At 64.4% G+C, this 21,510-nt stretch carries 27 protein-coding genes; 13 read left to right on the forward strand and 14 right to left on the reverse strand.

Features of this window, described 5'->3' with window-relative positions; genetic code table 11:
- Positions 1 to 119 precede the first annotated feature (119 nt).
- The 5 genes from ABIB99_RS22295 to ABIB99_RS22315 form a co-directional block, all read right to left on the reverse strand.
- Positions 120 to 293 carry a hypothetical protein gene (locus ABIB99_RS22295; protein ID WP_354177566.1) on the reverse strand — a complete coding sequence of 58 codons (174 nt, stop codon included), beginning with the start codon at positions 291 to 293 and terminating at the stop codon, positions 120 to 122.
- A gap of 83 nt (positions 294 to 376) precedes the next feature.
- Positions 377 to 529 (reverse strand): hypothetical protein, encoded by a 153-nt coding sequence (locus ABIB99_RS22300; RefSeq protein WP_156527619.1) that lies wholly within the window; start codon positions 527 to 529, stop codon positions 377 to 379.
- Between the two features lie 378 nt (positions 530 to 907).
- On the reverse strand, positions 908 to 1,714 hold the full coding sequence (locus ABIB99_RS22305; protein ID WP_354177675.1) for a DUF2182 domain-containing protein: 807 nt from the start codon (positions 1,712 to 1,714) through the stop codon (positions 908 to 910).
- 63 nt (positions 1,715 to 1,777) lie between these two features.
- Positions 1,778 to 2,407, reverse strand: coding sequence for a DUF1326 domain-containing protein (locus tag ABIB99_RS22310; protein ID WP_063982744.1), 630 nt, complete (start codon positions 2,405 to 2,407; stop codon positions 1,778 to 1,780).
- Positions 2,408 to 2,552: 145 nt separating this feature from the next.
- Complete coding sequence (locus ABIB99_RS22315; RefSeq protein WP_354177567.1) at positions 2,553 to 2,990, reverse strand: hypothetical protein; 438 nt, start codon at positions 2,988 to 2,990, stop codon at positions 2,553 to 2,555.
- 200 nt (positions 2,991 to 3,190) lie between these two features.
- Here ABIB99_RS22315 and ABIB99_RS22320 point away from each other — a divergent pair, with 200 nt between their 5' ends.
- On the forward strand, positions 3,191 to 4,366 hold the full coding sequence (locus ABIB99_RS22320; RefSeq protein WP_354177568.1) for a lipase family protein: 1,176 nt from the start codon (positions 3,191 to 3,193) through the stop codon (positions 4,364 to 4,366).
- A 45-nt stretch (positions 4,367 to 4,411) separates the two neighbouring features.
- On the opposite strand, the gene ABIB99_RS22325 is transcribed toward ABIB99_RS22320, so the two are convergent.
- From ABIB99_RS22325 to ABIB99_RS22335, 3 genes are all read right to left on the reverse strand, one after another.
- On the reverse strand, positions 4,412 to 4,597 hold the full coding sequence (locus tag ABIB99_RS22325) for a hypothetical protein (protein ID WP_071913000.1): 186 nt from the start codon (positions 4,595 to 4,597) through the stop codon (positions 4,412 to 4,414).
- A complete protein-coding gene (zigA, locus tag ABIB99_RS22330; protein WP_354177569.1) occupies positions 4,594 to 5,808 on the reverse strand; it encodes a zinc metallochaperone GTPase ZigA in 1,215 nt (404 codons plus the stop codon). The genes ABIB99_RS22325 and zigA overlap by 4 nt, the downstream gene beginning before the upstream one ends.
- 225 nt (positions 5,809 to 6,033) lie before the next feature.
- Positions 6,034 to 6,291, reverse strand: coding sequence for a hypothetical protein (locus ABIB99_RS22335; protein WP_174770120.1), 258 nt, complete (start codon positions 6,289 to 6,291; stop codon positions 6,034 to 6,036).
- Positions 6,292 to 6,506: 215 nt separating this feature from the next.
- On the opposite strand from ABIB99_RS22335, the gene ABIB99_RS22340 reads away from it, so the two are divergent.
- Positions 6,507 to 6,881, forward strand: a complete 375-nt coding sequence (locus ABIB99_RS22340; RefSeq protein WP_014494631.1) for a hypothetical protein — start codon at positions 6,507 to 6,509, stop codon at positions 6,879 to 6,881.
- Between the two features lie 3 nt (positions 6,882 to 6,884).
- Here the strand turns inward: ABIB99_RS22340 and ABIB99_RS22345 are convergent, their stop codons facing one another.
- Positions 6,885 to 8,198 carry a polysaccharide deacetylase family protein gene (locus ABIB99_RS22345; protein WP_354177570.1) on the reverse strand — a complete coding sequence of 438 codons (1,314 nt, stop codon included), beginning with the start codon at positions 8,196 to 8,198 and terminating at the stop codon, positions 6,885 to 6,887.
- Positions 8,199 to 8,359: 161 nt separating this feature from the next.
- Positions 8,360 to 9,166, reverse strand: a complete 807-nt coding sequence (locus ABIB99_RS22350; RefSeq protein WP_354177571.1) for a polysaccharide deacetylase family protein — start codon at positions 9,164 to 9,166, stop codon at positions 8,360 to 8,362.
- Positions 9,167 to 9,248: 82 nt separating this feature from the next.
- On the opposite strand from ABIB99_RS22350, the gene mgtE reads away from it, so the two are divergent.
- The 4 genes from mgtE to tolA all read left to right on the forward strand — a co-directional run bounded on the left by mgtE (position 9,249) and on the right by tolA (position 13,239).
- Positions 9,249 to 10,670, forward strand: coding sequence for a magnesium transporter (gene mgtE, locus ABIB99_RS22355; RefSeq protein WP_028150524.1), 1,422 nt, complete (start codon positions 9,249 to 9,251; stop codon positions 10,668 to 10,670).
- A gap of 227 nt (positions 10,671 to 10,897) precedes the next feature.
- Positions 10,898 to 11,233 carry a helix-turn-helix domain-containing protein gene (locus ABIB99_RS22360; protein ID WP_135214884.1) on the forward strand — a complete coding sequence of 112 codons (336 nt, stop codon included), beginning with the start codon at positions 10,898 to 10,900 and terminating at the stop codon, positions 11,231 to 11,233.
- 145 nt (positions 11,234 to 11,378) lie between these two features.
- On the forward strand, positions 11,379 to 12,197 hold the full coding sequence (locus tag ABIB99_RS22365; RefSeq protein WP_231142135.1) for an aldo/keto reductase: 819 nt from the start codon (positions 11,379 to 11,381) through the stop codon (positions 12,195 to 12,197).
- Between the two features lie 49 nt (positions 12,198 to 12,246).
- Positions 12,247 to 13,239, forward strand: coding sequence for a cell envelope integrity protein TolA (tolA, locus tag ABIB99_RS22370; protein ID WP_354177572.1), 993 nt, complete (start codon positions 12,247 to 12,249; stop codon positions 13,237 to 13,239).
- A 253-nt stretch (positions 13,240 to 13,492) separates the two neighbouring features.
- Here the strand turns inward: tolA and ABIB99_RS22375 are convergent, their stop codons facing one another.
- Positions 13,493 to 13,891, reverse strand: a complete 399-nt coding sequence (locus ABIB99_RS22375) for a hypothetical protein (protein WP_135214881.1) — start codon at positions 13,889 to 13,891, stop codon at positions 13,493 to 13,495.
- On the opposite strand from ABIB99_RS22375, the gene ABIB99_RS22380 reads away from it, so the two are divergent.
- Positions 13,881 to 14,030, forward strand: a complete 150-nt coding sequence (locus ABIB99_RS22380) for a hypothetical protein (RefSeq protein ID WP_155257864.1) — start codon at positions 13,881 to 13,883, stop codon at positions 14,028 to 14,030. The genes ABIB99_RS22375 and ABIB99_RS22380 overlap by 11 nt on opposite strands.
- 527 nt (positions 14,031 to 14,557) lie before the next feature.
- Here the strand turns inward: ABIB99_RS22380 and ABIB99_RS22385 are convergent.
- Positions 14,558 to 15,274: a DUF599 domain-containing protein gene (locus tag ABIB99_RS22385; protein ID WP_354177573.1), complete on the reverse strand. Its 717-nt coding sequence runs from the start codon at positions 15,272 to 15,274 to the stop codon at positions 14,558 to 14,560.
- 124 nt (positions 15,275 to 15,398) lie between these two features.
- On the opposite strand from ABIB99_RS22385, the gene ABIB99_RS22390 reads away from it, so the two are divergent.
- The 5 genes from ABIB99_RS22390 to ABIB99_RS22410 all read left to right on the forward strand — a co-directional run bounded on the left by ABIB99_RS22390 (position 15,399) and on the right by ABIB99_RS22410 (position 18,550).
- Complete coding sequence (locus ABIB99_RS22390; protein WP_354177574.1) at positions 15,399 to 16,061, forward strand: glutathione S-transferase family protein; 663 nt, start codon at positions 15,399 to 15,401, stop codon at positions 16,059 to 16,061.
- Positions 16,062 to 16,151: 90 nt separating this feature from the next.
- Positions 16,152 to 16,520, forward strand: a complete 369-nt coding sequence (locus tag ABIB99_RS22395) for a YidB family protein (protein ID WP_354177676.1) — start codon at positions 16,152 to 16,154, stop codon at positions 16,518 to 16,520.
- Between the two features lie 205 nt (positions 16,521 to 16,725).
- On the forward strand, positions 16,726 to 16,917 hold the full coding sequence (locus ABIB99_RS22400; protein ID WP_014494643.1) for a hypothetical protein: 192 nt from the start codon (positions 16,726 to 16,728) through the stop codon (positions 16,915 to 16,917).
- Positions 16,918 to 17,073: 156 nt separating this feature from the next.
- On the forward strand, positions 17,074 to 18,066 hold the full coding sequence (locus ABIB99_RS22405; protein WP_166097131.1) for a hypothetical protein: 993 nt from the start codon (positions 17,074 to 17,076) through the stop codon (positions 18,064 to 18,066).
- A 43-nt stretch (positions 18,067 to 18,109) separates the two neighbouring features.
- Positions 18,110 to 18,550 (forward strand): DUF1489 family protein, encoded by a 441-nt coding sequence (locus ABIB99_RS22410; protein ID WP_028150535.1) that lies wholly within the window; start codon positions 18,110 to 18,112, stop codon positions 18,548 to 18,550.
- 9 nt (positions 18,551 to 18,559) lie between these two features.
- Here the strand turns inward: ABIB99_RS22410 and ABIB99_RS22415 are convergent, their stop codons facing one another.
- Together ABIB99_RS22415 and panC are read right to left on the reverse strand one after the other, a co-directional pair.
- The gene (locus tag ABIB99_RS22415) at positions 18,560 to 19,309 is read right to left on the reverse strand and encodes a COG3904 family protein (RefSeq protein ID WP_354177575.1); all 750 of its coding nucleotides are present in this window, start codon (positions 19,307 to 19,309) and stop codon (positions 18,560 to 18,562) included.
- A gap of 77 nt (positions 19,310 to 19,386) precedes the next feature.
- A complete protein-coding gene (panC, locus tag ABIB99_RS22420) occupies positions 19,387 to 20,238 on the reverse strand; it encodes a pantoate--beta-alanine ligase (protein ID WP_354177576.1) in 852 nt (283 codons plus the stop codon).
- A 280-nt stretch (positions 20,239 to 20,518) separates the two neighbouring features.
- Here panC and ABIB99_RS22425 point away from each other — a divergent pair, with 280 nt between their 5' ends.
- A complete protein-coding gene (locus tag ABIB99_RS22425) occupies positions 20,519 to 21,442 on the forward strand; it encodes a division plane positioning ATPase MipZ (RefSeq protein WP_063982760.1) in 924 nt (307 codons plus the stop codon).
- Positions 21,443 to 21,510: the final 68 nt, after the last annotated feature.

The raw sequence follows: 21,510 nt of genomic DNA on the forward strand, positions 1-21,510 counted from the left end.
ACTGCTGCCATGGAATTGGCGCTCTGCCATCCGGAACGTTGATCAAGCCGCCTGAGCCGAAAATGACCCGCGCGCGGTCTTCGCCGGATGCTTACTTATCGGCGTATGATCAGGCAAATTCAGCCCGCACTTGCCGCAGCGTCGTAGACCTCGATTTGAATGGCCGGAAACCGGTCCTTCAGCTCGATGGCCGCTTTCTGCGCGCCTTCTCTGGTGGAAAAGGTTGTTTTGGCGTGACCATCTACAATGATCGCGAACCCTTCGAGCGGAAGGTCGTGCAGGCGCTGGTGCATGATCGTGAATATCCCCCGTGCGGCGGATTTGGCGTGAGTCGTGTGGAGTGTTCAAGCCATGGCTAGTGCCGACCGTGATGAGGTCAGTCGGACAAGCGTCGGATCGCGACGATGCGCCAACGAGCGCCGTCGAACCATTTCTCCGCGGCGCTGCGAGCTGAGTCTTCGTTCAGAGCTTTGAGGTCGGTCTTTAGGTTCCGCTCGCCATCGGCGAGCTGAATTCGAAACATTGCCATTTGCGACTCCCTTTATTTGGAGGGGGAGGTTGGCGCTGCATGGTTAATGAAAGGTTAACGACTTCCGCCTCGGGTTCCCCAAGGCCGAACGTGACATTCGATTGCATGGCTGCGCACCGAGAGCTGAAAGGGCCGTTTGGGGGTTGAAACGAACCTTTCGATCCAAGTTACTCAAATAAGCCTTTGAAATCGCAGGAAATGCGAGCGCCCTCCGAGCGCACCAACCTCGAAAGCCGATCGATGGAGAGACCGGCTCTGGCTGCCCAGGCCTTCGCCGTTCGGCCGTCCCCGCCTGACGGTTCGAGTGTAAGGCTGGCGGCTCGGCGTGATCGCCGTTTGCAACAGGGCACGCGTACTGAACATCACGCAGGTTGCTCATCACCGTGGCAACGTCACCAGTAGCCAGACGCCGGCGGCCGCACACGCAATGCCGGCGGCGCGCGCGATCCATCGTCCGATCGGCGTAAGTTTCTCCAACAGGACGAGCAGGGCCAAAAGCGCAATCCAAAGCACGTTCATCACCCCGCCTACGAACAAAAGCGCCATCAAGACCCAGCAGCAGCCGACACAATAGCCTCCGTGCCGCAGCCCCAGCAGCAGGCAGCCTCGCAGGTTGTCGCGAAAGCCGCCGTGGCGCATCAGGAACAGAAATGGCGACTGGCATTGGGCGAGACAGACGTCCTTGAGCGGTGTCCATTGATAGACTCCCGCCGCGATCAGCACGATTGCACTGAGCAGATTGCTGGCGATCGTCATCCGGGAATCCAGCAGGACTGCCCGCTCGATCGCCCATTGGAGTAGGGTTGCTGCCAGCGAAAAGCCGCCCCAGGCGAGGAGATAACCGGCCGCAAACCAGCCGGTCGCAGCGAACGGCTTGCCCTGCGCTTTCCCCTGTCGACCCACGCGGGCGTACATGAGGATCATGGGCGCTGCCGAGGGTGCCATCATTCCGACCATCATCACCACCCACATCAGCAATACATACGCGAACTCGATCGCTCGCCATGGCTCGCTCGCCGGCAACATGATTCCGATCCCGGCCGGGATCATGCGGAACCCGGTCATGTCCATGCCGCCCATGTCCATGTCCTTGGCGAGCCAGAGCACATAGCCCCATGCCAGCGCGACAATGATCCCGATCGCGCCGCCGACGATCCAGCGATCGCGCCGCAGCACGGTTTCCAGGGGCCGTCGGTCATTTGCGAAAAGTGTTGCCGGCCTTCTCGCAAGGCCGGATCAGGAGTTGCATCACGCCTGGTTCGACCAGCGGATCGGCGCATAGAGGCCGTTCTTGCCGGAATTGTCCCAGCGCATGCCATGATCGCTGAACGTATTACCGGCGGCGCCGACTGCCATCACCATCCTGTCGGGGCTGACTGGATGGCCGATGTTGGCCCACATTTCCCCGCTCGGATGCATGGTCGGCAACGGGTCGACGGACATGTGCAGAATATCAGGGATTTCCGCGGACCGCGTCTTGCCCTCGATTCGGAATGTGATCGGGACCTTGCGAACTCCCAGGTTCTTGCTGATCAGCGGTGTGAACGCAGCCATCGGACCACCGGCGGCGCCGGTGAAGATCGCAGCTAGAGCCTCGGTCTGCTCATCGTTGGCGCGCTGGTCGATATAGGCGGCCACCGACCAATCTCCGTCTGCCATGATCCCCGGCGCGTGGAGGATAACCAGGACATTGAGTCCATCGAGCTCGATGTTGCCATAGCGGCCGCTCTCGACGTGGAAGATCAGCGGTACGTTACAGAAGCCCTCGGTCGGTCGCGCGGTCAGCGGGGGAGCCGCCGACACGAGGCAGGGACACACGATGCTGCAACTGCAATTCTCGAAGTAGTCGCCGGAAAGGTGCCATGGGACATCTGCCATCGCCATCTCCCGCTAGGCCGAACCCGTCAGATTACTTTCGAATGAGCTACGTGGAGTTGAAAGTTACGCTGCGTGGCGAAGTCCCGCAAGCTGAAGTCCCGCAAGCTATTGTGAGGCTCGGCCAATCTACTGGAAAAAGCACCTATCAGCTGGAGATCCACCTAAACTCTTTGCCCATTTCCGCAAGCCATTGAAACTTCAATAAATGCGACCACCCTCCGAACGCGCCAAAACGGCGGATCGCGCCGCTTTGGCCGGGGTAGGGGCCTGTTTCTGCCGAAATGCCCTCGCAGATCAAGTCGATGATCTGATCATAGAACATCAGACGAAAGTGGCTGCATCGGACGAGATGCGTCTGAGCGAATCTATTCAGCCAATCCGATTTGCCGAGATTGATCACGGCAGCCTGACGCGGCGGCGGTCCCCAATCGATTGTGTCGAAACTGAAATTATAGACTTCCTCCGGCGTGATTATCGAAACCTGTGGCCGATGAATCCGCAGATGCCTCATGTCGCCTTCGATAGAACAGTGCGCGTCCGGTTGGAATGAGTTGGAGCGGGCAAAGCCTGGAATACCGGCCACTCCGCGGGATCCTCCCTGCTCACGCAATTGTTCCTGGACGTAGTCTGCCAGGGGCGCTGGTCGATCGACACCTTCTTATTGCGTTTCTATGCCAATACATCTTATAATTGATAAACTCCGAGAGACACGAAATATCGGTCGCTGGCTTCCGGGTCCGAACACGGGCGGCTGGAGTCGAGCACCTTTGCAAGGAGGGCAGCATGACGCTCAAGTCGGGATTCCAATTCGCGGAGGCGCAACTTCTGCTTGAGATGGCGCAGCATGCCTACGCCGGCACGCCAACGCTGACCGAGGCGGTGGCAACCTGCGGCGTGCCCTCCGTGCCCGATCCAAGCTCAAATTGGGCGGTCCGCGAGGACCTCACCCCGACGAGTGCCACGCTATTGGATAATTACTGGCAGGTCTGGCAGAACCAGAGTGACACCACCCAATACGCGATCGCAGTGCGCGGCACGGTCGCAAGTGCGGCCAGCGTGTTGGCCGACTTGCTGTTCCCCCTGATCAACGCGCGCATTGACTTGAAGCTCGGTCCGATCTCGCTGCCGTTCTATCTTGCCCGCGATGAGGGTGACAGTGCGGTGAAAGCCGGTGTGCATTCGGGCTTCGCTCTGAGTTTGCTGCTCATGCTGTTCACCACCGATAGCCCATTGTTCGTGACCTTGGGGCTGCTCGCGGAACAGGGCAACGACGTCTACATCACCGGGCACAGCCAGGGTGCCTCGATCGCCACGCTGCTGACCTCGCTGGTCCGGCACTCGACGGATGTTTTTAAGGGGCCGGCCTACAAGACCTATACCTTCGCGCCTGCCAAGGCCGGCAACGACCATTACGCATACGATTACGCGCGGCTTGCCGCCGTCGACGGATACGGTTGGGCCGTGACGTCGACGCAGGACTGGGTGCCGCAGGCACCGTTTGCCCTGGAGTGGATATCAGACCTCAACACGCCAAATCCGCTGCGTGGGTTCGGCGGCAGTCCCAATCCTGAAGCAACGATCGCGCTCGGCAGCGTGGTCACCGACGGTGAGAACGCAGTCAATCGCGTTCGCGACGATGCGGTGAGGCGGCTCAAGCAGCGGGTCGAGAGTCTTTCTCGGAGACTGATATCCGAGACGATCCATTTGACCGCCGCCGATCTCGGCGCGGCAACCGCCGCACCGATCACGGGATCAACGATCTCGGACTTGATCCAACAGATCCTCGACCAGCTTCAGGCGTCGCTGAACTATGCTGACGTCGGCGCGCTGCTGCCGCTGTTCGCCAACCCGGGCGGCAACCCGACCGATGGGACGCCGGGATGCCAGAAGCTGGACTATTTCTGGCAGCACCACCTCGGCAACTACCTGAAATACATGAAGCAGCAATATGGCGGCTGAGCCGGGAAGGACTGCGTGCGCCCTCCGAGCGCACCACCTTCATCCTTATCGCTGTTTTGGCTGGATTTCGGCGACTGCCTCGCGCGGTGCTCGTTGGTCCAAGCGATCATCAGCTTGTCCGCCGGTCAAAGTGACCGGCGGGAATATGCTGTCGTAGATCGCACGCGCCTCACGGATGAGGCGCTGCCGCTCGAGCTCGGATTTCGGAACCAATCGAACGACGTTGGTCATTTGCGTTCCGCGGCTTCGTCCGCGCGGCGCCAGACCGGGAAGGGGTCAGCGAGCTTCGCCCATTCCGTGACGTTCATCGCCGGCTTTCCCGGGACGAGGCAGGCATCCAGACGGGCGCGGAGCGAACCTTCATCCATACTGGTGCCGATGAACACGATTTCCTGGCGGCGATCGCCGTAGATGTCGTTCCAGTTCGCGCGCAGCTGCTTCCGCCAGGACGGATCATCCGGCCATCTTTCCCTGGGTACGCTCGCCCACCAGAAGCCAAGCGCCTGCGTGCGCGTGATCGTGCCAGCCTGGCTGATCTCGCCAAGCCATTGTGGGCGCGTCGCGAGCCAAAAGTGTCCCTTGGCGCGAATGACGCCGGGCCAGGGCTCCCTGACGAACTTGTCGAACTTTTTGGGATCGAACGGCCGGCGCGCGCGATAGACGAAGTTCGTCACGCCGTATTCCTCGGTCTCCGGCACGTGATCGGCAAAGCCGTAGAGCTCTTTGAACCAGAGCGGATGCTGCTGCGCCCGCTCGAAGTCGAACCGGCCGGTGTCGAGAATGCGATCGAAGGCGACCCGGCTGTGGTTGGCTTCGATCAGATCCGCGTCCGGATTGAGTGCGCGGATGATCTTTCGTGCCGCCTCGCGCTGCTCAGGTCGGGCGTCATCGACCTTGTTGAGAACGATCACGTCGGCAAATTCGATCTGCTCGACGAGGAGATCGACCAGCGTGCGCTTGTCCTTCGCCAGCGCTTCGCCGCGCTGATCGAGAAAATCCGTCGACGAATAGTCTTGGAGCAGGTTCACGGCGTCGACCACGGTGACCATGGTGTCGAGGCGCGCCACATCGGAGAGGCTTTCGCCGTCCTCGGAACGGAAATCGAAGGTCGCCGCAACCGGCAGCGGTTCGGAGATGCCGGTGGATTCGATCAAGAGATAATCGAAGCGGCCATTGTCTGCGAGGGCGCGCACCTCCTTCAGGAGGTCGTCTCGCAATGTGCAGCAGATGCAGCCATTCGTCATCTCGACGAGCTTCTCGTCAGTCCGGGACAGGTTCGCACCGCCATCGCGAACCAGATCCGCATCGATGTTCACCTCGCTCATGTCGTTGACGATCACCGCCACCTTCAGGCCGTGCCGGTTGTTCAGGACGTGGTTCAGCAAAGTGGTCTTTCCAGCCCCGAGGAAGCCGGACAAGACGGTGACGGGGAGTTTTTGCATGGAGATCGAAGAGCCTTTTCAAGGGGATAGGGCGTTGACGCGTGGGGATGGGCATTGGGACCGGATATGTAATGTTATAACATTACATTCGTTGGCGGCGCCGTCGTCAAGTCGTTTCGCGGCTCAGCTCAAATTCACGCGAACATTGAGGTGGATGATCGTTGTAGCGATTGGCTGCCGCTCAGCTCCAGACAGCAGCGCGCTCGAAGGACCGGCGCGACGGACTTAGCCGTATTCGTCGCCGATCCCGTATTCCCGGTAGATCTCGAGCGGGTCCGTGTCCGGAAACAGGCGGCATTTGGCCTGGGCGAGGTGCAGGCTCACCGCCGACGGCTCCTTGCCGTTCGCCAGCATCTTGCGGATGTCGTCCATATGCGCGCTCGGCTGGTGTTTTGGTTCGAGCTGCTCCAGCGCGACGAGCGCGGTCGCCAGGGCCTCGGTCAGCACCCAGTCGTCGTGGCCCGTGATTCCCTTCTTCGGCATCGGCAGACCCCACATGCGGTGGCTGCGCCAATGTACCGTAGCTTCCGGCGAATCTCCATCGCGCAGCTGGCAACCTCGCGTTTACGTGGAACACGCAGGCCCCGGTACTCTCGCTTGCATTATGAACGCGCGTGGCTAAAAGGCGGCCGGCGATCGTATCTTTGTCGAAATAATGATGGCGTAGACGGGTCGCACCGCTCAGGGCTGGAGCCAGCATGGTCTTTCTTAGCTTCGTCTACCGCTTCGTGACGAACTTCGCCTTCATGGCGATGGTCTATTTCAGCCTGAATTTCATGGAGAAATACCAGAACCGGGCGATCCTCGCGATCCTGGTGCTGGTCTATGCCGGCATGCGCGCGGCCTCGACGCTGCGTGCGTTCTATTTCTTCCAGAAGATCGAGAAGCTGGAGGCGGAGACCAAGCGCCTGCAGGCTCCGATCAATGACGGTTCGGGCGCAACGAACGCGCGCAAGCAGGTCGTGGCCGACGTTGCCCGGCTGCGCCGCGACGGCGAGCTCAAGTCCTATATGGACCTGTTCTTCCTGGCGCTGATCGTGCTGCTCTGCGTCGCCAACATCATGCGCCAGTAGTGCTTACTGCGCGCGCTTATTCAGGCTGGCGACGCGGGTCGGATGCGTCGCGGAACTCCGCGGTGTGGCGCCCTTGGGCGCCGTGCTCTTGGGGGCAATGCTCTTGGGGGCGGTGCCCGTAGCCTGCGCGGTGTGCTTCGCTCCGGCCGGCGCCGTATGTGCGGTCCGATGTCCGCGCGACTTGCCGGCCTTGCCCTTGGCCGCATGGGGCGTCTCGGCCGCCATTGCCAGCCGCATCGCGGCGCGCCGCGACAAGGTCGTCGACAGCAGGACCTCGACCGAGCCCTCGGGGATGGCAAAGAGATCACGGTCGGGCACGGGCAGGGTGGCCGCGACATTCGCCAGCGCCATGGTCTTGCGCGGCAGCAGCGGCTGATGCTCGGTCTGCGCGTTGAGGTCGGCAAGCGAGGGCGCCGGCAGCGTCTTGGTCTGCGCGAACACGAAGTTCGGCACGGACGGCCAGCGTGCGATCGGCACGGTCTCGGTCGGTGGATGCAGCAGCCATTCCACCGGCGTGGTCGGCGTTGCCGGCCGGTCGGCGGTCGCGGGCACCACATGCACGATGCGATAGCCGCGCGCCTTGAGGTCGCGGATGATCTTCGGCAGCGCCGCCACCGTACGGGGCTGGATGTCGTGCAGCAGCAGGATGCCCTTGCCCTTGGCTTCCAGCCGCTGGATCGCGAGCTGGTAGACGCGGTCGGACGACACATGGCGCCAGTCGTCGGCGGGGAAGTCGGCGCTCCAGACCTGGATGCCGCGCGAGATCAGCAGGTTTTCGACGCCTTCGGCGCGCATCAGGCCGGGAATGCGGAAGAACGGCGCGAGCTTGGACGAATCGGTCATCGCGGCCGAGGTCCACTCGATGCCGCCGTTGATCTGCGCCTCGGCCTTGTCGAGCGGCATCCGGTCGAACGTCAGCGGATGGTTCATGCTGTGCGTGCCGACAGTGTGGCCCGCGGCAATCAGCTTGCGCACGCCTTCCGGGTTCGCCTTGGCCTGCTCGCCGATGATGAAGAAGGTCGCCTTGATGCACTCGTCGTCGAGCATCTTGAGGATCTGGTTCGAATATTTCGGCAGCGGACCGTCGTCGAAGGTCAGGACGACTTCATGGTCTTTCAGCGGCAGCGTTTCGCGGTACTGCATGGTGCCGATGCGCGGATGCTCGCGCGGATCGACCACGAGGGTGCGGGAGGTCCCGAGTGCATCCGGATGGCCGGGACAGTCCGCCGCAAGGGCCGCCGGTGAACCGACGACCAACAGCCCCAGACACAGGACGATCCACGATCGCGTCCGAACAACAACGCTACTTCCGATCATGAACCTCGTCTGCCTCCTTACGCGACTGCCGCCTTAATTGGTCGGAGACGCCCAGAAACGGTTCAGGCGCAATACCCTCTACATCCTTGCATGCCGTAGCATGAACAGACTGTTAATAGGGCCCAAATCACCCCATTTTGCACCGCCGTGACATTACGGCATCAATGCGCATCGGCGCTCTTCTGTGACGTGCCCGCCGGCACGACGTGAACGACGCGATAGCCGTTGTCCCTGAGGTACCGCAGGAAGGCCGGCATGATCGCGGCCGTGCGTGCCTTGGGGTCGTGGAAGAGGATGATGCCCTTGCCGGCGGCGGCGAGGCGCTCGGTGACGAGCTTCAATTCCTGCTCCGGCGTCATCTCGTTCCAGTCGCTCGCCCAGAGGTCGGCCCCGAACACGACGATGCCGCGTGACTGGAGCAGGTCGAGCTGGGCTGGCGTCCCCTCGAAATAGGGGAAGCGGAAGAACGGCGTCGAGGGCGTCGCCGTCGATACGCCTTTGAGCGCCGTCTCGTCGGCCGCGATGCCGCGGTCGATCTCGCTCTTCGCCTTCTCGAACGGGATCCGCGCCATGAACGGGTGCGACCAGGTGTGGTGGCCGATGGTATGGCCCTCGCGGGCAATGCGCTTGACCATGTCAGGATGTTCGGAGGCGTGCAGGCCGATCAGGAAGAAGGTCGCGCGCACGCATTCCTGCGCCAGCGCCGCCAGCACCTTCGACGTCGTCGGCGGATGCGGGCCATCGTCGAAGGTCAGCACGACCTCGTGATCGGCGAGCGGCAGCGTCTGCGGAAAGCTCTTCAGGCCGACGCGCGGCGTGGTCTTGGCGTCGACGCTCAGAACGCGCGAGGTGCCGAGCGCGTCCTTGCGCGGGCAGTCCGCGGCCTCCGAAGAAGCGATGCCGGTGAGGCCCGCGAAGACCGCGCCCACCGAGATCGACATCCATTTCAGCCGAAGCATCTTTGCCATTGCGCTCGCAGTTCGCTTGTGGGTATTGCCTGACCGTCAGCTCAGACCACTCGTTCCAACCTGTCAAACGGCGAGGCGCGCCATGGATGAACATATGGACGGTGCCCCATCCGCCGAGGCCTCGGTACTCGACCACGTTCCGATGCGCAATGAAGACGGCGAAATTCGTCATGAATTCGTCGAGGAGATTGCCCATGCGATCGAGGCCGGCGACAGCGCCGCGCTACGCGCCTGCGTTGCCGAGCTGCACGAGGCCGATCTCGGCGATCTGATCGGAGCTCTCGCGCCCGACCACCGCGTTCGCCTGGTCGAGCTGACCGGGCGCGACTTCGACTTCTCGGCACTGAACGAACTCGACGAGGGCGTGCGCGAGGAGATCCTCGAGGAGCTGCCGCCGGAGACCGTCGCGGAAGGCGTCCGCGAGCTCGAATCCGACGACGCGGTCGAGCTGCTGGAAACCCTCGACGAGGCGGAGCAGGAGGAAATCCTCGAGAAGTTGCCGCTGCAGGAGCGCGTCGCGCTCGAGCGCAGCCTGCTTTATCCCGAAAATTCCGCCGGCCGCCGGATGCAGACCGAGTTCATTGCGGTGCCGCAGGATTTCACCGTCGGCCAGGCGATCGACTACATGCGCGAGACGCCGGATCTGCCCGACCGCTTCTACGAGATCTACGTCGTGGACAAGGACCAGCATTGGCAGGGCGCGGTCTCGCTCGACGTCCTGCTCCGCGCCCGCCGCCCGGTGGCGCTTGCCGAGCTGACCGACGAGGATCGTCGCCGCGTCTCCGTCCTGGAGGACCAGGAGGAGGTGGCGCGCATGTTCGGCAAGTACAATCTCGTCGCGGCACCGGTGCTCGATACCCAGGATCGCCTGGTCGGCGTCATCACCGTCGACGACGTCGTGGACGTGATAGAGGAGGAGGCGGACGAAGACCTCAAGGCGCTCGGCGGCGTCAACAGCGACGAAGAACTCTCCGACACCGTGTTCACCATTGCGCGGGCGCGGTTCAACTGGCTGCTGGTCAATCTCGCCACCGCCTTTCTTGCATCCTCGGTGCTCGGCCTGTTCGAGGGGCAGCTCGAGAAGATGGTCGCGCTCGCCGTGCTGGCGCCGATCGTCGCGAGCCAGGGCGGCAATGCCGCGACCCAGACCATGACGGTCGCGGTGCGCGCGCTTGCGACGCGCGAGCTCGGCTCCTCCAACGCCTGGCGGGTGGTGATGCGCGAAGGCCTGGTCGGGCTCGTGAACGGCCTTGCCTTCGCCTTGATCACGGGCATCGCGGCGGTGGCCTGGTTCAAGATCCCGGGCCTCGGCATCGTCATCGGGCTTGCGATCATCTGCAACCTCGTCGCGGGCGCGCTCGGCGGCATCCTGATCCCGATGGCGCTCGAACGTGTCAGGGCCGATCCGGCGGTCGCGTCAGGCACGTTCGTCACGACGGTGACCGACGTCGTCGGCTTCTTCTCCTTCCTCGGCATCGCGACGCTGTGGTTCGGGTTGAGGTAAGGCGCGCTATGCCCTCGCGTGTCCCGGGCGCGCTGCAACGCCGTTCGCGTTGCTGCGCAGAACCGGGACCCAGAAAGCAGCACGGCACGTGGTGGCGAAATGGGCCCCGGCTCAGCAGCGCACCGCTGCGCGTTGCGCTGCGTCCGGGGCACGAGACCGTCTTCGCCCACCATCATCTTTAATCCGAACTTAAGCGACCTGCCGCATCATCGCCCGTGCTTGGGGGAATGGACATGCGGTTGCGGCTGAAGGCGGACGGACGGGTCGTCGAGTTGCGGGATGGGCAGGAGCTTCCGGTCCAGCCGTTTCCAGTCCAGCCGTTGCCGGTCCAGGCGGCGGCCAATGCCGTCCCTGGCGATGACGCCAGCTCGCTTGCGGTGCGCGCTCTGCGCCGCCGCGCCTGCCTCACCCAGATGGAGTTCGCCGCCAAGCTCGGCGTTCCCGTCGAGACCATCCGCAACTGGGAGCAGGGCAAGCGCGCCCCGCGAGGACCCGCCCGCGCGCTGCTCGCCGTGATTGCGCATGCGCCGGACACCGTGTTCCAGGCGCTCGCCAAAGCCTGACGTCAGGGCCAAGCGCGAACCTCCCGTTAGCATTGCGCTGAATATCCGGCCCGGCGCCGGCGTCGTCCGTTGGCAGTGTCATGGGCCGGGTCCATAATGGCGCCCGGATAATGTTTTGAGGCGATCGCAACAGAGAGGATTCCTCATGCTGTTCGTCGAGGCCAATGGCGCAAGGATACCGGCGATCGGGCTCGGGACCTGGGAGCTGGGCGGGCGCGCTTGTGGCCGCGTGGTCGAGCAGGCGCTGCGGCTCGGCTATCGCCACATCGACACTGCGCAGGTCTACGACAATGAGCGCGAAGTCGGCGACGGCCTGCGCGGCTCCGGCGTGCGCCGCGACGATATCTTCCTCACGACAAAGGTCTGGACCAACCATTTCGCGCCTCATGATCTCGAACGCTCGGTCAAGGAGAGCCTCGCCCGGATGCGGCTCTCCTCCGTCGATCTCCTGTTGCTGCACTGGCCCAATTCGCACGTGCCGCTGGAGGAGACGCTGGGTGCGCTGTCGCATGCCAAGCGCATGGGCCTGACCCGCCACATCGGCGTTTCCAATTTCACCGTGGCGCTGACCGAGCAGGCGGTGGCGCTGTCGCCGGAGCCACTCGTCTGCAACCAGGTCGAATATCATCCTTATCTCGACCAGACGAAGGTGAGGGCAACCTGCGACCAGCATGGCCTCGCACTGGTCGCCTACAGCCCGATCGCCAGGGGGCGCGTCAAGGCCGACCAGACGCTCGCCGGGCTCGGGCGCGCGCATCGCAAGACGCCGGCACAAATCTGCCTGCGCTGGCTGGTGCAACAGAATGTCGCTGCGATCCCGCGCACCTCGCGCGTCGAACGTCTGTCGGAAAACATCGATATTTTCGATTTCGAGCTCTCGGACGACGAGATGGCCCAGATCGCCGCGCTGGCAAATCCCAAGGGCCGCCTGACCGATTTCGGCTTCGCGCCAAAATGGGATTGAGAGGGGGCCGCTGTATGCTAGGACCGGCGTGGCAACCCAAGATCGATCGATGGAACTGCGGAAGATCATACGGACGGACATTGCAGCGTCGGCGGTCGCGCATCTGACGCTGGTGGCGCTGATTATCCTGATCAGCGAAGTCCATCCGTTTCACGCCGCGGTGCCCGAGACTGTTTCGGTGGACATCGTCACGCCGGAGCAGGTGAAGGAGGAGGAGGCCAAGGCCGAGGAGAAGGCTCAGGAGCAGGCGAAGGAGAAGCCGCCGGAGCCGCTGCCGGACCTGAAACTGCCGAAGCTGGATTTCACCGACAAGGACAAGGCGGAGGCCGCGCCGAAGCCTGCGACCAAGCAGCAGGCCGCGGCGCCATCGCCGTCACCGCAGGCCTCGCCTGAACCGCAGCAGAAACAGCCGCAGCCGCAACCCTCACAGGCACCGAAGCAGCGGGAGGCCAATGTGCAGCCGCAGCCTCAACAGCCGCAGCCGTCGCAACAGCCGCCTCCGCAACCCCAGCAGCAACCGCCGCCCCAGGCGATGCCGCAGCCGCCGTCGCAACAGCCGCCGCCGCAAGCGATGCAGCAGCCACAGGCCGCGCCGCCGGCCTATCAGGCGCCGGAGCCTGACGTGACGGTCAAGTACGGCGTCATGCTGGGCCTGCCGCCGGAATTGCCGCCGGAACTGCCGAAAGACGCCCCCAAGGACGATGGCGGCGATGCCAAGGATTCAATCGCAGCCAAGCTGCCATCCGAGGTCATCGCCGCGCTGCGTCGCCACCTGAAGAGCTGCGCCAAACTGCCGGCCGGGGTCGACCCGACCGACAACGTCAACATCAAGCTGCGCACGGTGTTCGCCACCGACGGCACGCTGGCGCGCCCGCCGATCCTGATCGAAGCTCCGCCATCCGCGAAGGGCGTGGCCATCGTGAAATCCGCGACCGCAGCGCTCCAGGCCTGCCAGCCCTACAAGATGCTGCCGGCCGACAAGTACGGCGAATGGAAGATCTTGGACCTGCCGTTCTCGCCGCGGGATTTTGGCGGAGGGTAGGCGGCTCGCCCCACTCTATCCATCCTGCGAGCTAAGGCCTCCCGGTTCGCGGCTTCAGCCATGCCATGATCACGGCCTGCGGCGTTCTCCGGCTGCGTGGCAAGCTATGTCTTTCGATGGTGCGCCGTGCAAACGCGCCGGCCTGCTCGGCGGAGCCTCGCTGCGCCGGTGCGAGAGCCATCCACTCACGAATGACGGTGCGTCGAATTTTCGATTTTGGCATCGGATCAAATCCATGAGTTGCGGCGGATGTTCACGCGGCCTGCCGAAGGGGGATGGCCTCCGAGCGCCGCGCCAGAAGCACGCTGCCGCAAGGATGCTCGGCGCCCTGCAGGACGACGAAGCCGCGCTTCGTTACTGCGGCACGAAGAGTGTCCTTCGCAGCTGCCTTCTGCGCATCGAGCCAGATCACCAGCACGGCGCGGGGGCTCAGGAAATCGTCGAGCCAATCCACTGTCGCATCGAGTGCGTGAAGCGTGCGTCGCCGCCAATCCACGAGCGCGACTTCATATTGACCTGCCGGCCGGCCGCAATTACCTGCAGCAGCCGCCAGCAGATATCCGCGACGATGCAGCTCAATCACCAATTCCATGCTCTTCGCGCCGACCACGACGATGCGTTGCCGCGTCGAGCAGTTCGCGATGGCCATCATCGGATCGATGATCCTGTCGCTGACCCCTGAATTCGACATCATTTCACCAGTTCGCTACGCCGCGCGAGCTTGCGCGACGGAGCGGATATGGTGCTGGATGCTGTATGATTTCGAGATTGGCGCGATCGCGGTTGCATAGGATCGGCATAGGACCGGCCTCGGCGGCGCGCTGCCGGCAACTTATGTCGCGCTTATAAACAGACGATGCACTCCCCATCGCATTCAAATGCCGTCAGCGCCATTCTTCCGGCCCGCGCGTGTTATCGCGCCTTGCCTGGAGACAAAAATGTCGGCTTACCGTGCATTGATCGTGGGGCTACACGATCGTCCCATCAGAATGATCCACATGGATTGCATCGACGACGAAGCTGCGATCAGCTCCGCGGAGCGGCTCGTCGACGGTCGCGACGTTGAGCTCTGGCAGATGGATCGGCCTGTGGCCAGATTCGATTGCCGGTCCGGGACGATGCGCAGGAAGTAGGCCGGGATATCGCGGTGTGGGCAGGCCTCGCGTCTTGGGATGACGGAGCCAGTCGTGTCGTCATTGCGAACGTAGCGAAGCAATCCAGACTGTCACCGTGAAAAGATTCGGGAGTGCTTCGCTGCGCTCGCAGTGACGGTGTGGAGAAAGCGCGTGCCGCCCTTCGCTCGCGCGCAGCAGATGCCTCAAGAGCCGCGCTTCCGCGTCTCCGTACCATCCATCTCCTCCGGCGCCATCGCCGCCCATGCGCTGGACGCGAACTGCCTTCGCCAGGTCACGATCACCACCGCCGCCGTGGTCACGAACAGCACCCAGGGGCTGACGAACCAGCCGAGATAGCCGAGTGCGAAGAAGAAGGCGCGCTGGCCGCGGTTGAAGTGGCGGCCGGCGGATTCGAACAGGCGCGAGGTGCGGATGACGTGGGCCTCGGCCTCAGGCGTGTCGCGCCGGTCAGCCGGCGGCATGCCGCCGAACAGGATCGCGACATAGTTGAACAGGCGATAGGCCCAGGCGAATTTAAAGAAGGCGTAGACGCAGATCAGCACGAGGCCGACGCATTTCAGCTCCCACATTGCGGGCGAGGTGCTGAGGTCGATCGGCAGCTTGCTCAGGATCGTGATGGCGTCGTTGGTGGCATGCAGCAATGCCAGCGCGCCGCCGAGTGCGAACAGGCTGGTGGAAGCGAAGAAGGCGGTGCCGTTCTGGAGCGAGGCCATGATCTGCATGTCGACCATGCGGGTGTCGCGGTCGAGCAGGCGGCGGACCCAGACCTCGCGATAGCGGTTCATGCGCGCCGACAGGCTGTCGCGGCCATAGGCCGAGTGCTCCAGCGTCAGGGCATAGACCAGCCATTCGATGATGAAGAAGCCGACCGCGGTGATGTCGACCCAATGCCTGCCCATGTCTCACTCCTCGCGAAGATCGCAACGATTGCCACGCGCGGCCGGGTGCGGCAACGATTGATTGGCGGCAGGCGATGGCGCTAAAAGCAGCCGCATCTAGGGGACTCAGGGAAGGACCAGCGACATGGCAGCGCTCAAGCTCGCGATCGGAAACAAGAACTACTCGTCATGGTCGATGCGGCCGTGGCTCGCACTGCGCGCCAATGACATCCCGTTCGTCGAGACCGTCATTCCGCTCTACACGGATAATCCCGCCGACAAGGATCAGATCCTGTCATTCAGCCGCGCCGGCAAGGTGCCGGTGCTGGTCGACGGCGACATCACGGTGTGGGATTCGCTCAGCATCATCGAGTACCTCGCCGAGCGCTATCCGGAAGCGAAGCTATGGCCCGACGATGTCGCCGCCCGCGCGCACGCCCGTTCGGTGTGCGCCGAGATGCATTCCGGCTTCATGGCCTTGCGCAACGAATGCGGCATGAACCTGCACCGCCCCGTGGGCGCCGTGACGCTGTCGGCGGACGCCAGGGCCAACATCGCGCGCGTGCAGGAGATCTGGCGGGAGTGCCGGGCGCGCTACGGTGCCAAGGGACCGTTCCTGTTCGGCCGCTTCGGTGCGGCGGATGCGATGTACGCCCCGGTCGTGCACCGTTTCCGCACCTACGCGATCGAGGTCACGCCGGAGACAAGGGCGTACATGGAGACGATGATGGCGTTGCCGGCGTTCCAGGAATGGACCCGCGACGGGATCGCCGAAACGCTCGTCATCGAGAAGTTCGAGAACGTCTAACCCGCGAATGTGATCGGGCGCCGCTTGACGATGTGCAGGCTGGCGGCGCTCAATCCGCGGTAGAAGGACCGCATGGGAGAGGGCACGGTCATGGGAATCCTGGACTCGCTGGAAAACAACCCTGCGCTTCGCAGCGCGCTCGGCCAGCTCGGCGCCGCGGTCCTGCCGGCGGTGTTGAACGGGGTGCTCGGCAGCAACAACCAAGGCGGCCTCAGCGCAATCGTCGCGAAGCTTCAGCAGTCCGGCTTCGGTGACCAGGTCAAATCCTGGCTCGGCAACGGCCAGAACCTGCCGATCTCGGCCGACCAGCTCCGCGCGGTGCTCGGCAGCGACACGGTTCGGCAGCTCGCGGCGCGCTACAACATTCCGGTCGACCAGCTCAGCCAGATTCTGGCCCAGGAACTGCCCAAGGCCGTGGACCAGGCAAGCCCGGAGGGGCATCTGCCCCACACCGCCTGAGGGAGCCGGTTCCAGCGGTATCCTCCACCCACGAGTTCCCGCACTATCGTCCTGAAAATACTGCCGGATCGGCCTATTTGACATGCCTGTATACCGCTGGCCAAAACGCCGCATTGCGTGCTATATGTCACGCCGGGTTTTCAGCCGGTCCGACGCAGTGGGACCCTGGGCACGGCCGGCGCTGTTTGAGTCATGGAGATGGGCGTTGAAGCATAAATTCCCCGTGGGAACGCGCGTACTGTTCACTGCCAGCAACGTCGCGCGCCCGGCTGCGAGTGGCTCATACGAGATCATCCGCCTGCTGCCGACGGATGGCGACGACTGCCAGTACCGCATCAAGAGTTCGACTGAAGCCTTCGAGCGCGTCGCCAAGGAAAGCCAGCTCGCCCAATCCTGATGGATGTCGGTGCCGCGCGTTGACATCGCGAAGGAATTCGCTTCGCTCGCCGTCAAAAGGCCCCCTTCGCCTCGACATGGTGAACCGGGGCAGTTGCCGACTCGCGGGGGCTCGCTTTGACCATTCGCTCTTTGCTCGCGTGAGGGGACGTCGCGCATGAACTGGGCATGGGCCACTTCGTTCGACCAAATCTCGCGCCCGCAGGCCTTTCCGATGTGGATGATCCTGGTAGCCGCCGGCCTCCTCGGCCTGATTCTCCTGATTACGCTCGTGCGCGCCGAAAGGTCGGTTGCCAACGGCGCGCTGACCGTCATCACGCTGCTTTCCATTGCCATCGCCGTGGCGGCCACCGTGCGCGTTTATGGTCCGGCGGAGGAGGCGCCGCCGGGCGAGGCGCGCGCGCAGAGCGCGGTTGTCGCCAGCCTGCCGGCGCTGTCCTGTCTCGACGATCTCGCCGGCAATGCCGTGGCGATCGGTTGCGAGAAGGCGCTGTTCGGCTCGCCTGACGCGGCGGCTGCGGCCGTCTCCTACACCGCCGCGCGGATCGACCGGCTCACCGCGCTCGGCGATGCCGCGACCGCCGAGAAGAGCCTGACGCTGGACATGAAGGTGCTGCGCAAGGCGCTGGAGCGCGACCGCTACGGCCTCGTCGCGCAGGTGCTGGTTGCGCGCGACGGCTGCACGCAGTTCGACTGCCCCGCCTTCCGCTCGCTGACCGATCAGCAGCGGGTCGCCGCCAACATGGATTCCCATCTCTACGACACGCTGGTTGCACGCTATGCGCCGGGCTGGAACGCGCCCGCAACGGCCCCGGCGATGCCGGCCACCGCGGCGCTTGCCGGGATGCCGCCATCGATGCCGACGGGCAGGCCGACCAATGCGGAGTTCCCGAGCGCGTCATCGACGCCGCCGGTGAGCATCATGAATCCGGAGCCGCCCACGGCGGCGGTGCGACAGGCGGCGCCTGCCGGAGGCGCAGCCGCGGCGCCGCGCGTGTCCGCTCCGACCTCGGCGCAGGCCGCTGCTCCAGCGGCGCCGGCTGCGAAGAAGCCGCCGGCGCCGAAGGCCGCGCGTGCGCCGGCCGCAGCACCGGTTCCGCTCGCGCCGCCGGCCCCAGCCGCGGCTCCTGCGGCTGCGGATAACGAATAGTTCGGCATTCCAAATACGTGGCTGCCCGGCTAATGCTGGGGCCATGCCGCTACATTTGATCAAGCTCGCCGTCGGCTGCGACTCCGTCAAGGAATTGAAGGGGTGGGTCGCCGAACGGATGCAGACCGCCAAGAAGAAGGGTCTGCCGCAACATCACATCCACATCACCCGCATGGTGCCCAAGCGCGACGCCGAGATCCTGGCGGGCGGATCGCTCTACTGGGTGATCAAGGGCGAGATCGCCGCGCGTGAAAAGATCATCGGCATCGAGCCGTTCCGCGACAAGGACGGCATCGGCCGTTGCCGGATCGTGATGCAGCCGAAGGTGATCACGGTATCGCCGCGGCCGATGCGGCCGTTCCAGGGCTGGCGCTACCTCAGCGACGATTCCGTGCCGCCCGATCTCGGCAAGTCGGCCGCCGGCTCGATCGCGGCGATGCCGGAGCCGATGCGGCGCGAACTGCGCGATCTCGGACTGCTCTGACGCGGCCGCTCATGGCGACGTGACGATGTGCAGCCGCGCCCAGTCGGAGGGCGGCATCACGACCGGACGTCCGCCTTCGCCGATGGCGTCGATGATGTCGACCAGTTCGGGCTCGACGCCCATCTCGAGCAGGTACTTGCGATACTGCTCGCCAAAGATCGTCGTCAGGCTCTCGCGTTGTTCGGGCGCAACGTTGGGTGCGCGGCGATTGCGGATGGAACGGCCGGTCAGCACCACCGTCGCACCTTGCGGGAGGCTGCGATGCACCCCGCCGGCGAGCATGAGGACGCACGCGAAATCGCACGCCGGATCCGGCAGGGATACCTTGGCGTCGAGCGGTCCGCCCGGGCGCTTCAGCGCAAAACAATCCGCCTCCGGCTTGCCGGCGCAGGCCTCGACCTCGGTCGCGCTGGCGGTGGCATCCAGGCCGCGGTCGCGCAGGATGCGGCCCATGCTGACCGCAACATTGAGGTTGGAGCCGCCCCAGCTATGGATGACGAGCGGCAGCTTGTGTCCCGCCTGGCGATCGAGAATCGCGATCAGCCGCTTGTAGCTGTCCCATTGCACCGTGCCCTCGGCGGCGATCCAGTCGGAGCAGCCCGATCCGCAGGCCCCGGCGGAGCCATGGGCGACGCAGAAGATCATCGCATCCGGCGGCGACCCGTACAGGCCGATCGGCGGGCGCTGTTGTGCCTGGGCGGCAGTCGCGGCGACAAGCGCCAGCACGCCGTTCACGATCATCGTGCGGATGAATGACATGCCCCTGCCGGTCGGCTCGTTTCCTCGCCCCGATCATCCATCCGGGCGAGGCAACGCGCAAGATCGACCCTGGCGGGTTACACCGCGATATTGTCGATCAGCCGGGTCGTGCCGAGCTTGGCCGCCACCAGGATCCGCAGCGGGCCGTCCTTGCGCGAGGTGACCGGCGCGAGCGTCTCGGCGTGGCGCGCCTCGAAATAGTCGAGCGCAAAGCCGGCCGCCGTGATCATCCCGGCGCCGCGCGCCATCGCGGATGCGATCGCTTCGCCGGCACGGATGCGCCCGGCGCTGTCCTTCATGGCGCGGTAAAGCGTGGTCGCGGTCTGCCGCTCCTCCGGCGAGAGATAGACGTTGCGCGAAGACATCGCGAGCCCGTCGCGCTCGCGGACCGTGCGGGAGCCGGTCACCTTGACGCCGAGGTCGAGGTCGCGCGCCATCTGCGTCACCACCCGCAACTGCTGAAAGTCCTTCTCGCCGAAGATAGCGACGTCCGGCCGGCACTGCGTGAACAGCTTGCCGACGACGGTGGCGACGCCGCCGAAGAAGTGCGGCCTGAAGCGGTCCTCGAGGCCGGCCAGCGCCGGCCCCTCCGGCACGATGCGGGTCGCAAAGCCTTCCGGATACATCGCCTCGGCGCCGGGGTGCCAGACGACGTCGACGTCCTCGGCGGCGAGCTTGGCGAGATCGGACTTCCAGGTGCGCGGATAGGCACCAAAGTCCTCGGTCGGGGCGAACTGGGTCGGGTTGACGAAGATCGACACCACGACGCGACTCGCGCGCCGCCTGGCGAGGCGCACCAGCGACACATGTCCGTCATGGAGCGCCCCCATGGTCGGAACCAGCGCGATCGTGGCCTTTCGCTTGCGAAGATTGTCGACGGCGCGTCGCAAGGCGGGGACCGTGCGGGCGATCAAGGGGCTTCGTGACATCAGGACTCGACAGGGTTGGGAATGGGAAGCGGGCGCGTCCCGGCGCCCGGCCGGCTAACCTTAACAAGCGCCGATCGTGGACGCCATGCATTCGGATGCGGCACAGCATCCCTCGCGAGGCCGCGCACGATGTCGCGACATGGCTGAATCACAAGCGAGAGATGGTGCCGTGATTCATTTCGAACATGGCGCGCTGCGATTTGCATTTACTGTCACGCATTTCACTTGACCGCAGACGCGGCCAACTCGAAGATATTCATCAGGGGTGTTGAGGATCGCTATGCTTGTGCAGGCTAGCCAAGGCCAATCCGGCTCGGCGCATGTCGTCGTGCTCGGTAACGAAAAAGGCGGCTCCGGCAAGTCGACCACCGCCCTGCACATCGCGGTCGCGCTGCTGAAGGCCGGCCAGCGCGTCGCCACCATCGACCTCGACTGCCGTCAGCAGAGCTTTACCCGCTACATCGGCAACCGTTCCGCCTGGGCGCGCCGCACCGGCCTCGGCCTCGAGCTGCCGGTGCATCGCTGCATCAAGCTCGGCGAGACCATGCAGATCGCCGAGAACGAGAATTCCGAGTTCCAGCAGTTCATGGAGGCGGTCTCGGCGGTCGAGAGCAATTTCGACTTCATCGTCATCGATACGCCCGGCACCGACAGCTATCTGATGCGCTTGGCGCACTCGATGGCGGACACGCTGGTCACGCCGATCAACGACAGCTTCCTCGATTTCGACGTGCTCGGCACCGTCGATCCTGCCAACTACGCAGTGACTGGCGAGAGCCACTATGCCGAGATGGTGCGGGATGTCAGGCGCAAGCGGCGCCAGCTCGACGGCTCCAGCACCGATTGGATCGTCGTGCGCAACCGCCTGTCGATGCTCGGCTCCCGCAACAAGCAGCTCGTCGCCGAGGGCCTCAAGGATTTGTCGCTGCGGCTCGGCTTCCGCTACGTCGACGGCTTTGCCGAGCGCGTCGTCTATCGCGAATTTTTTCCGCGCGGCCTGACCGCGCTCGACGAGATCGACGAGGCCACGCTCGGCATGCGGCCCAACCTTGGCCATCTCACCGCGCGGGAAGAGGTGACGGGCCTGCTCCGCCAGCTCAAGCTGCCGCTCGACGAACGTGGCCGCCGCCGTGCGGCAAATCGCGCCGAGTGGTTCAGCCAGGTCGACAAGCCGCTCGAGGTCCACGACATCCTCGGCGCCTGAGGCGGCGGTATATCGCTACTTCCAGCCGATTGAAGCTGCCGGTTCCCGCCGGAACTGAGTGCGGGCTT

It is taken from the genome of Bradyrhizobium sp. LA6.1 (genome assembly GCF_040547805.1).
Classification (GTDB): domain Bacteria; phylum Pseudomonadota; class Alphaproteobacteria; order Rhizobiales; family Xanthobacteraceae; genus Bradyrhizobium; species Bradyrhizobium barranii.

Excerpts from the sequence above, each read along its gene's own strand:
- ABIB99_RS22310 (WP_063982744.1), bottom strand. The coding sequence starts at position 2,407 with ATGGCAGATGTCCCATGGCACCTTTCCGGCGACTACTTCGAGAATTGC.
- ABIB99_RS22405 (WP_166097131.1), top strand. The coding sequence starts at position 17,074 with ATGAACTGGGCATGGGCCACTTCGTTCGACCAAATCTCGCGCCCGCAG.
- ABIB99_RS22385 (WP_354177573.1), bottom strand. The coding sequence starts at position 15,274 with ATGGGCAGGCATTGGGTCGACATCACCGCGGTCGGCTTCTTCATCATC.
- ABIB99_RS22425 (WP_063982760.1), top strand. The coding sequence starts at position 20,519 with ATGCTTGTGCAGGCTAGCCAAGGCCAATCCGGCTCGGCGCATGTCGTC.
- tolA (WP_354177572.1), top strand. The coding sequence starts at position 12,247 with ATGGAACTGCGGAAGATCATACGGACGGACATTGCAGCGTCGGCGGTC.
- ABIB99_RS22320 (WP_354177568.1), top strand. The coding sequence starts at position 3,191 with ATGACGCTCAAGTCGGGATTCCAATTCGCGGAGGCGCAACTTCTGCTT.
- ABIB99_RS22295 (WP_354177566.1), bottom strand. The coding sequence starts at position 293 with ATGCACCAGCGCCTGCACGACCTTCCGCTCGAAGGGTTCGCGATCATT.
- mgtE (WP_028150524.1), top strand. The coding sequence starts at position 9,249 with ATGGATGAACATATGGACGGTGCCCCATCCGCCGAGGCCTCGGTACTC.
- ABIB99_RS22375 (WP_135214881.1), bottom strand. The coding sequence starts at position 13,891 with ATGATGGCCATCGCGAACTGCTCGACGCGGCAACGCATCGTCGTGGTC.
- ABIB99_RS22380 (WP_155257864.1), top strand. The coding sequence starts at position 13,881 with ATGGCCATCATCGGATCGATGATCCTGTCGCTGACCCCTGAATTCGAC.
- ABIB99_RS22345 (WP_354177570.1), bottom strand. The coding sequence starts at position 8,198 with ATGATCGGAAGTAGCGTTGTTGTTCGGACGCGATCGTGGATCGTCCTG.
- ABIB99_RS22300 (WP_156527619.1), bottom strand. The coding sequence starts at position 529 with ATGGCAATGTTTCGAATTCAGCTCGCCGATGGCGAGCGGAACCTAAAG.
- panC (WP_354177576.1), bottom strand. The coding sequence starts at position 20,238 with ATGTCACGAAGCCCCTTGATCGCCCGCACGGTCCCCGCCTTGCGACGC.
- ABIB99_RS22340 (WP_014494631.1), top strand. The coding sequence starts at position 6,507 with ATGGTCTTTCTTAGCTTCGTCTACCGCTTCGTGACGAACTTCGCCTTC.
- ABIB99_RS22350 (WP_354177571.1), bottom strand. The coding sequence starts at position 9,166 with ATGGCAAAGATGCTTCGGCTGAAATGGATGTCGATCTCGGTGGGCGCG.
- ABIB99_RS22390 (WP_354177574.1), top strand. The coding sequence starts at position 15,399 with ATGGCAGCGCTCAAGCTCGCGATCGGAAACAAGAACTACTCGTCATGG.
- ABIB99_RS22325 (WP_071913000.1), bottom strand. The coding sequence starts at position 4,597 with ATGACCAACGTCGTTCGATTGGTTCCGAAATCCGAGCTCGAGCGGCAG.
- ABIB99_RS22415 (WP_354177575.1), bottom strand. The coding sequence starts at position 19,309 with ATGTCATTCATCCGCACGATGATCGTGAACGGCGTGCTGGCGCTTGTC.
- ABIB99_RS22365 (WP_231142135.1), top strand. The coding sequence starts at position 11,379 with ATGCTGTTCGTCGAGGCCAATGGCGCAAGGATACCGGCGATCGGGCTC.
- ABIB99_RS22335 (WP_174770120.1), bottom strand. The coding sequence starts at position 6,291 with ATGCCGAAGAAGGGAATCACGGGCCACGACGACTGGGTGCTGACCGAG.
- ABIB99_RS22360 (WP_135214884.1), top strand. The coding sequence starts at position 10,898 with ATGGACATGCGGTTGCGGCTGAAGGCGGACGGACGGGTCGTCGAGTTG.
- ABIB99_RS22395 (WP_354177676.1), top strand. The coding sequence starts at position 16,152 with ATGGGAATCCTGGACTCGCTGGAAAACAACCCTGCGCTTCGCAGCGCG.
- ABIB99_RS22410 (WP_028150535.1), top strand. The coding sequence starts at position 18,110 with ATGCCGCTACATTTGATCAAGCTCGCCGTCGGCTGCGACTCCGTCAAG.
- zigA (WP_354177569.1), bottom strand. The coding sequence starts at position 5,808 with ATGCAAAAACTCCCCGTCACCGTCTTGTCCGGCTTCCTCGGGGCTGGA.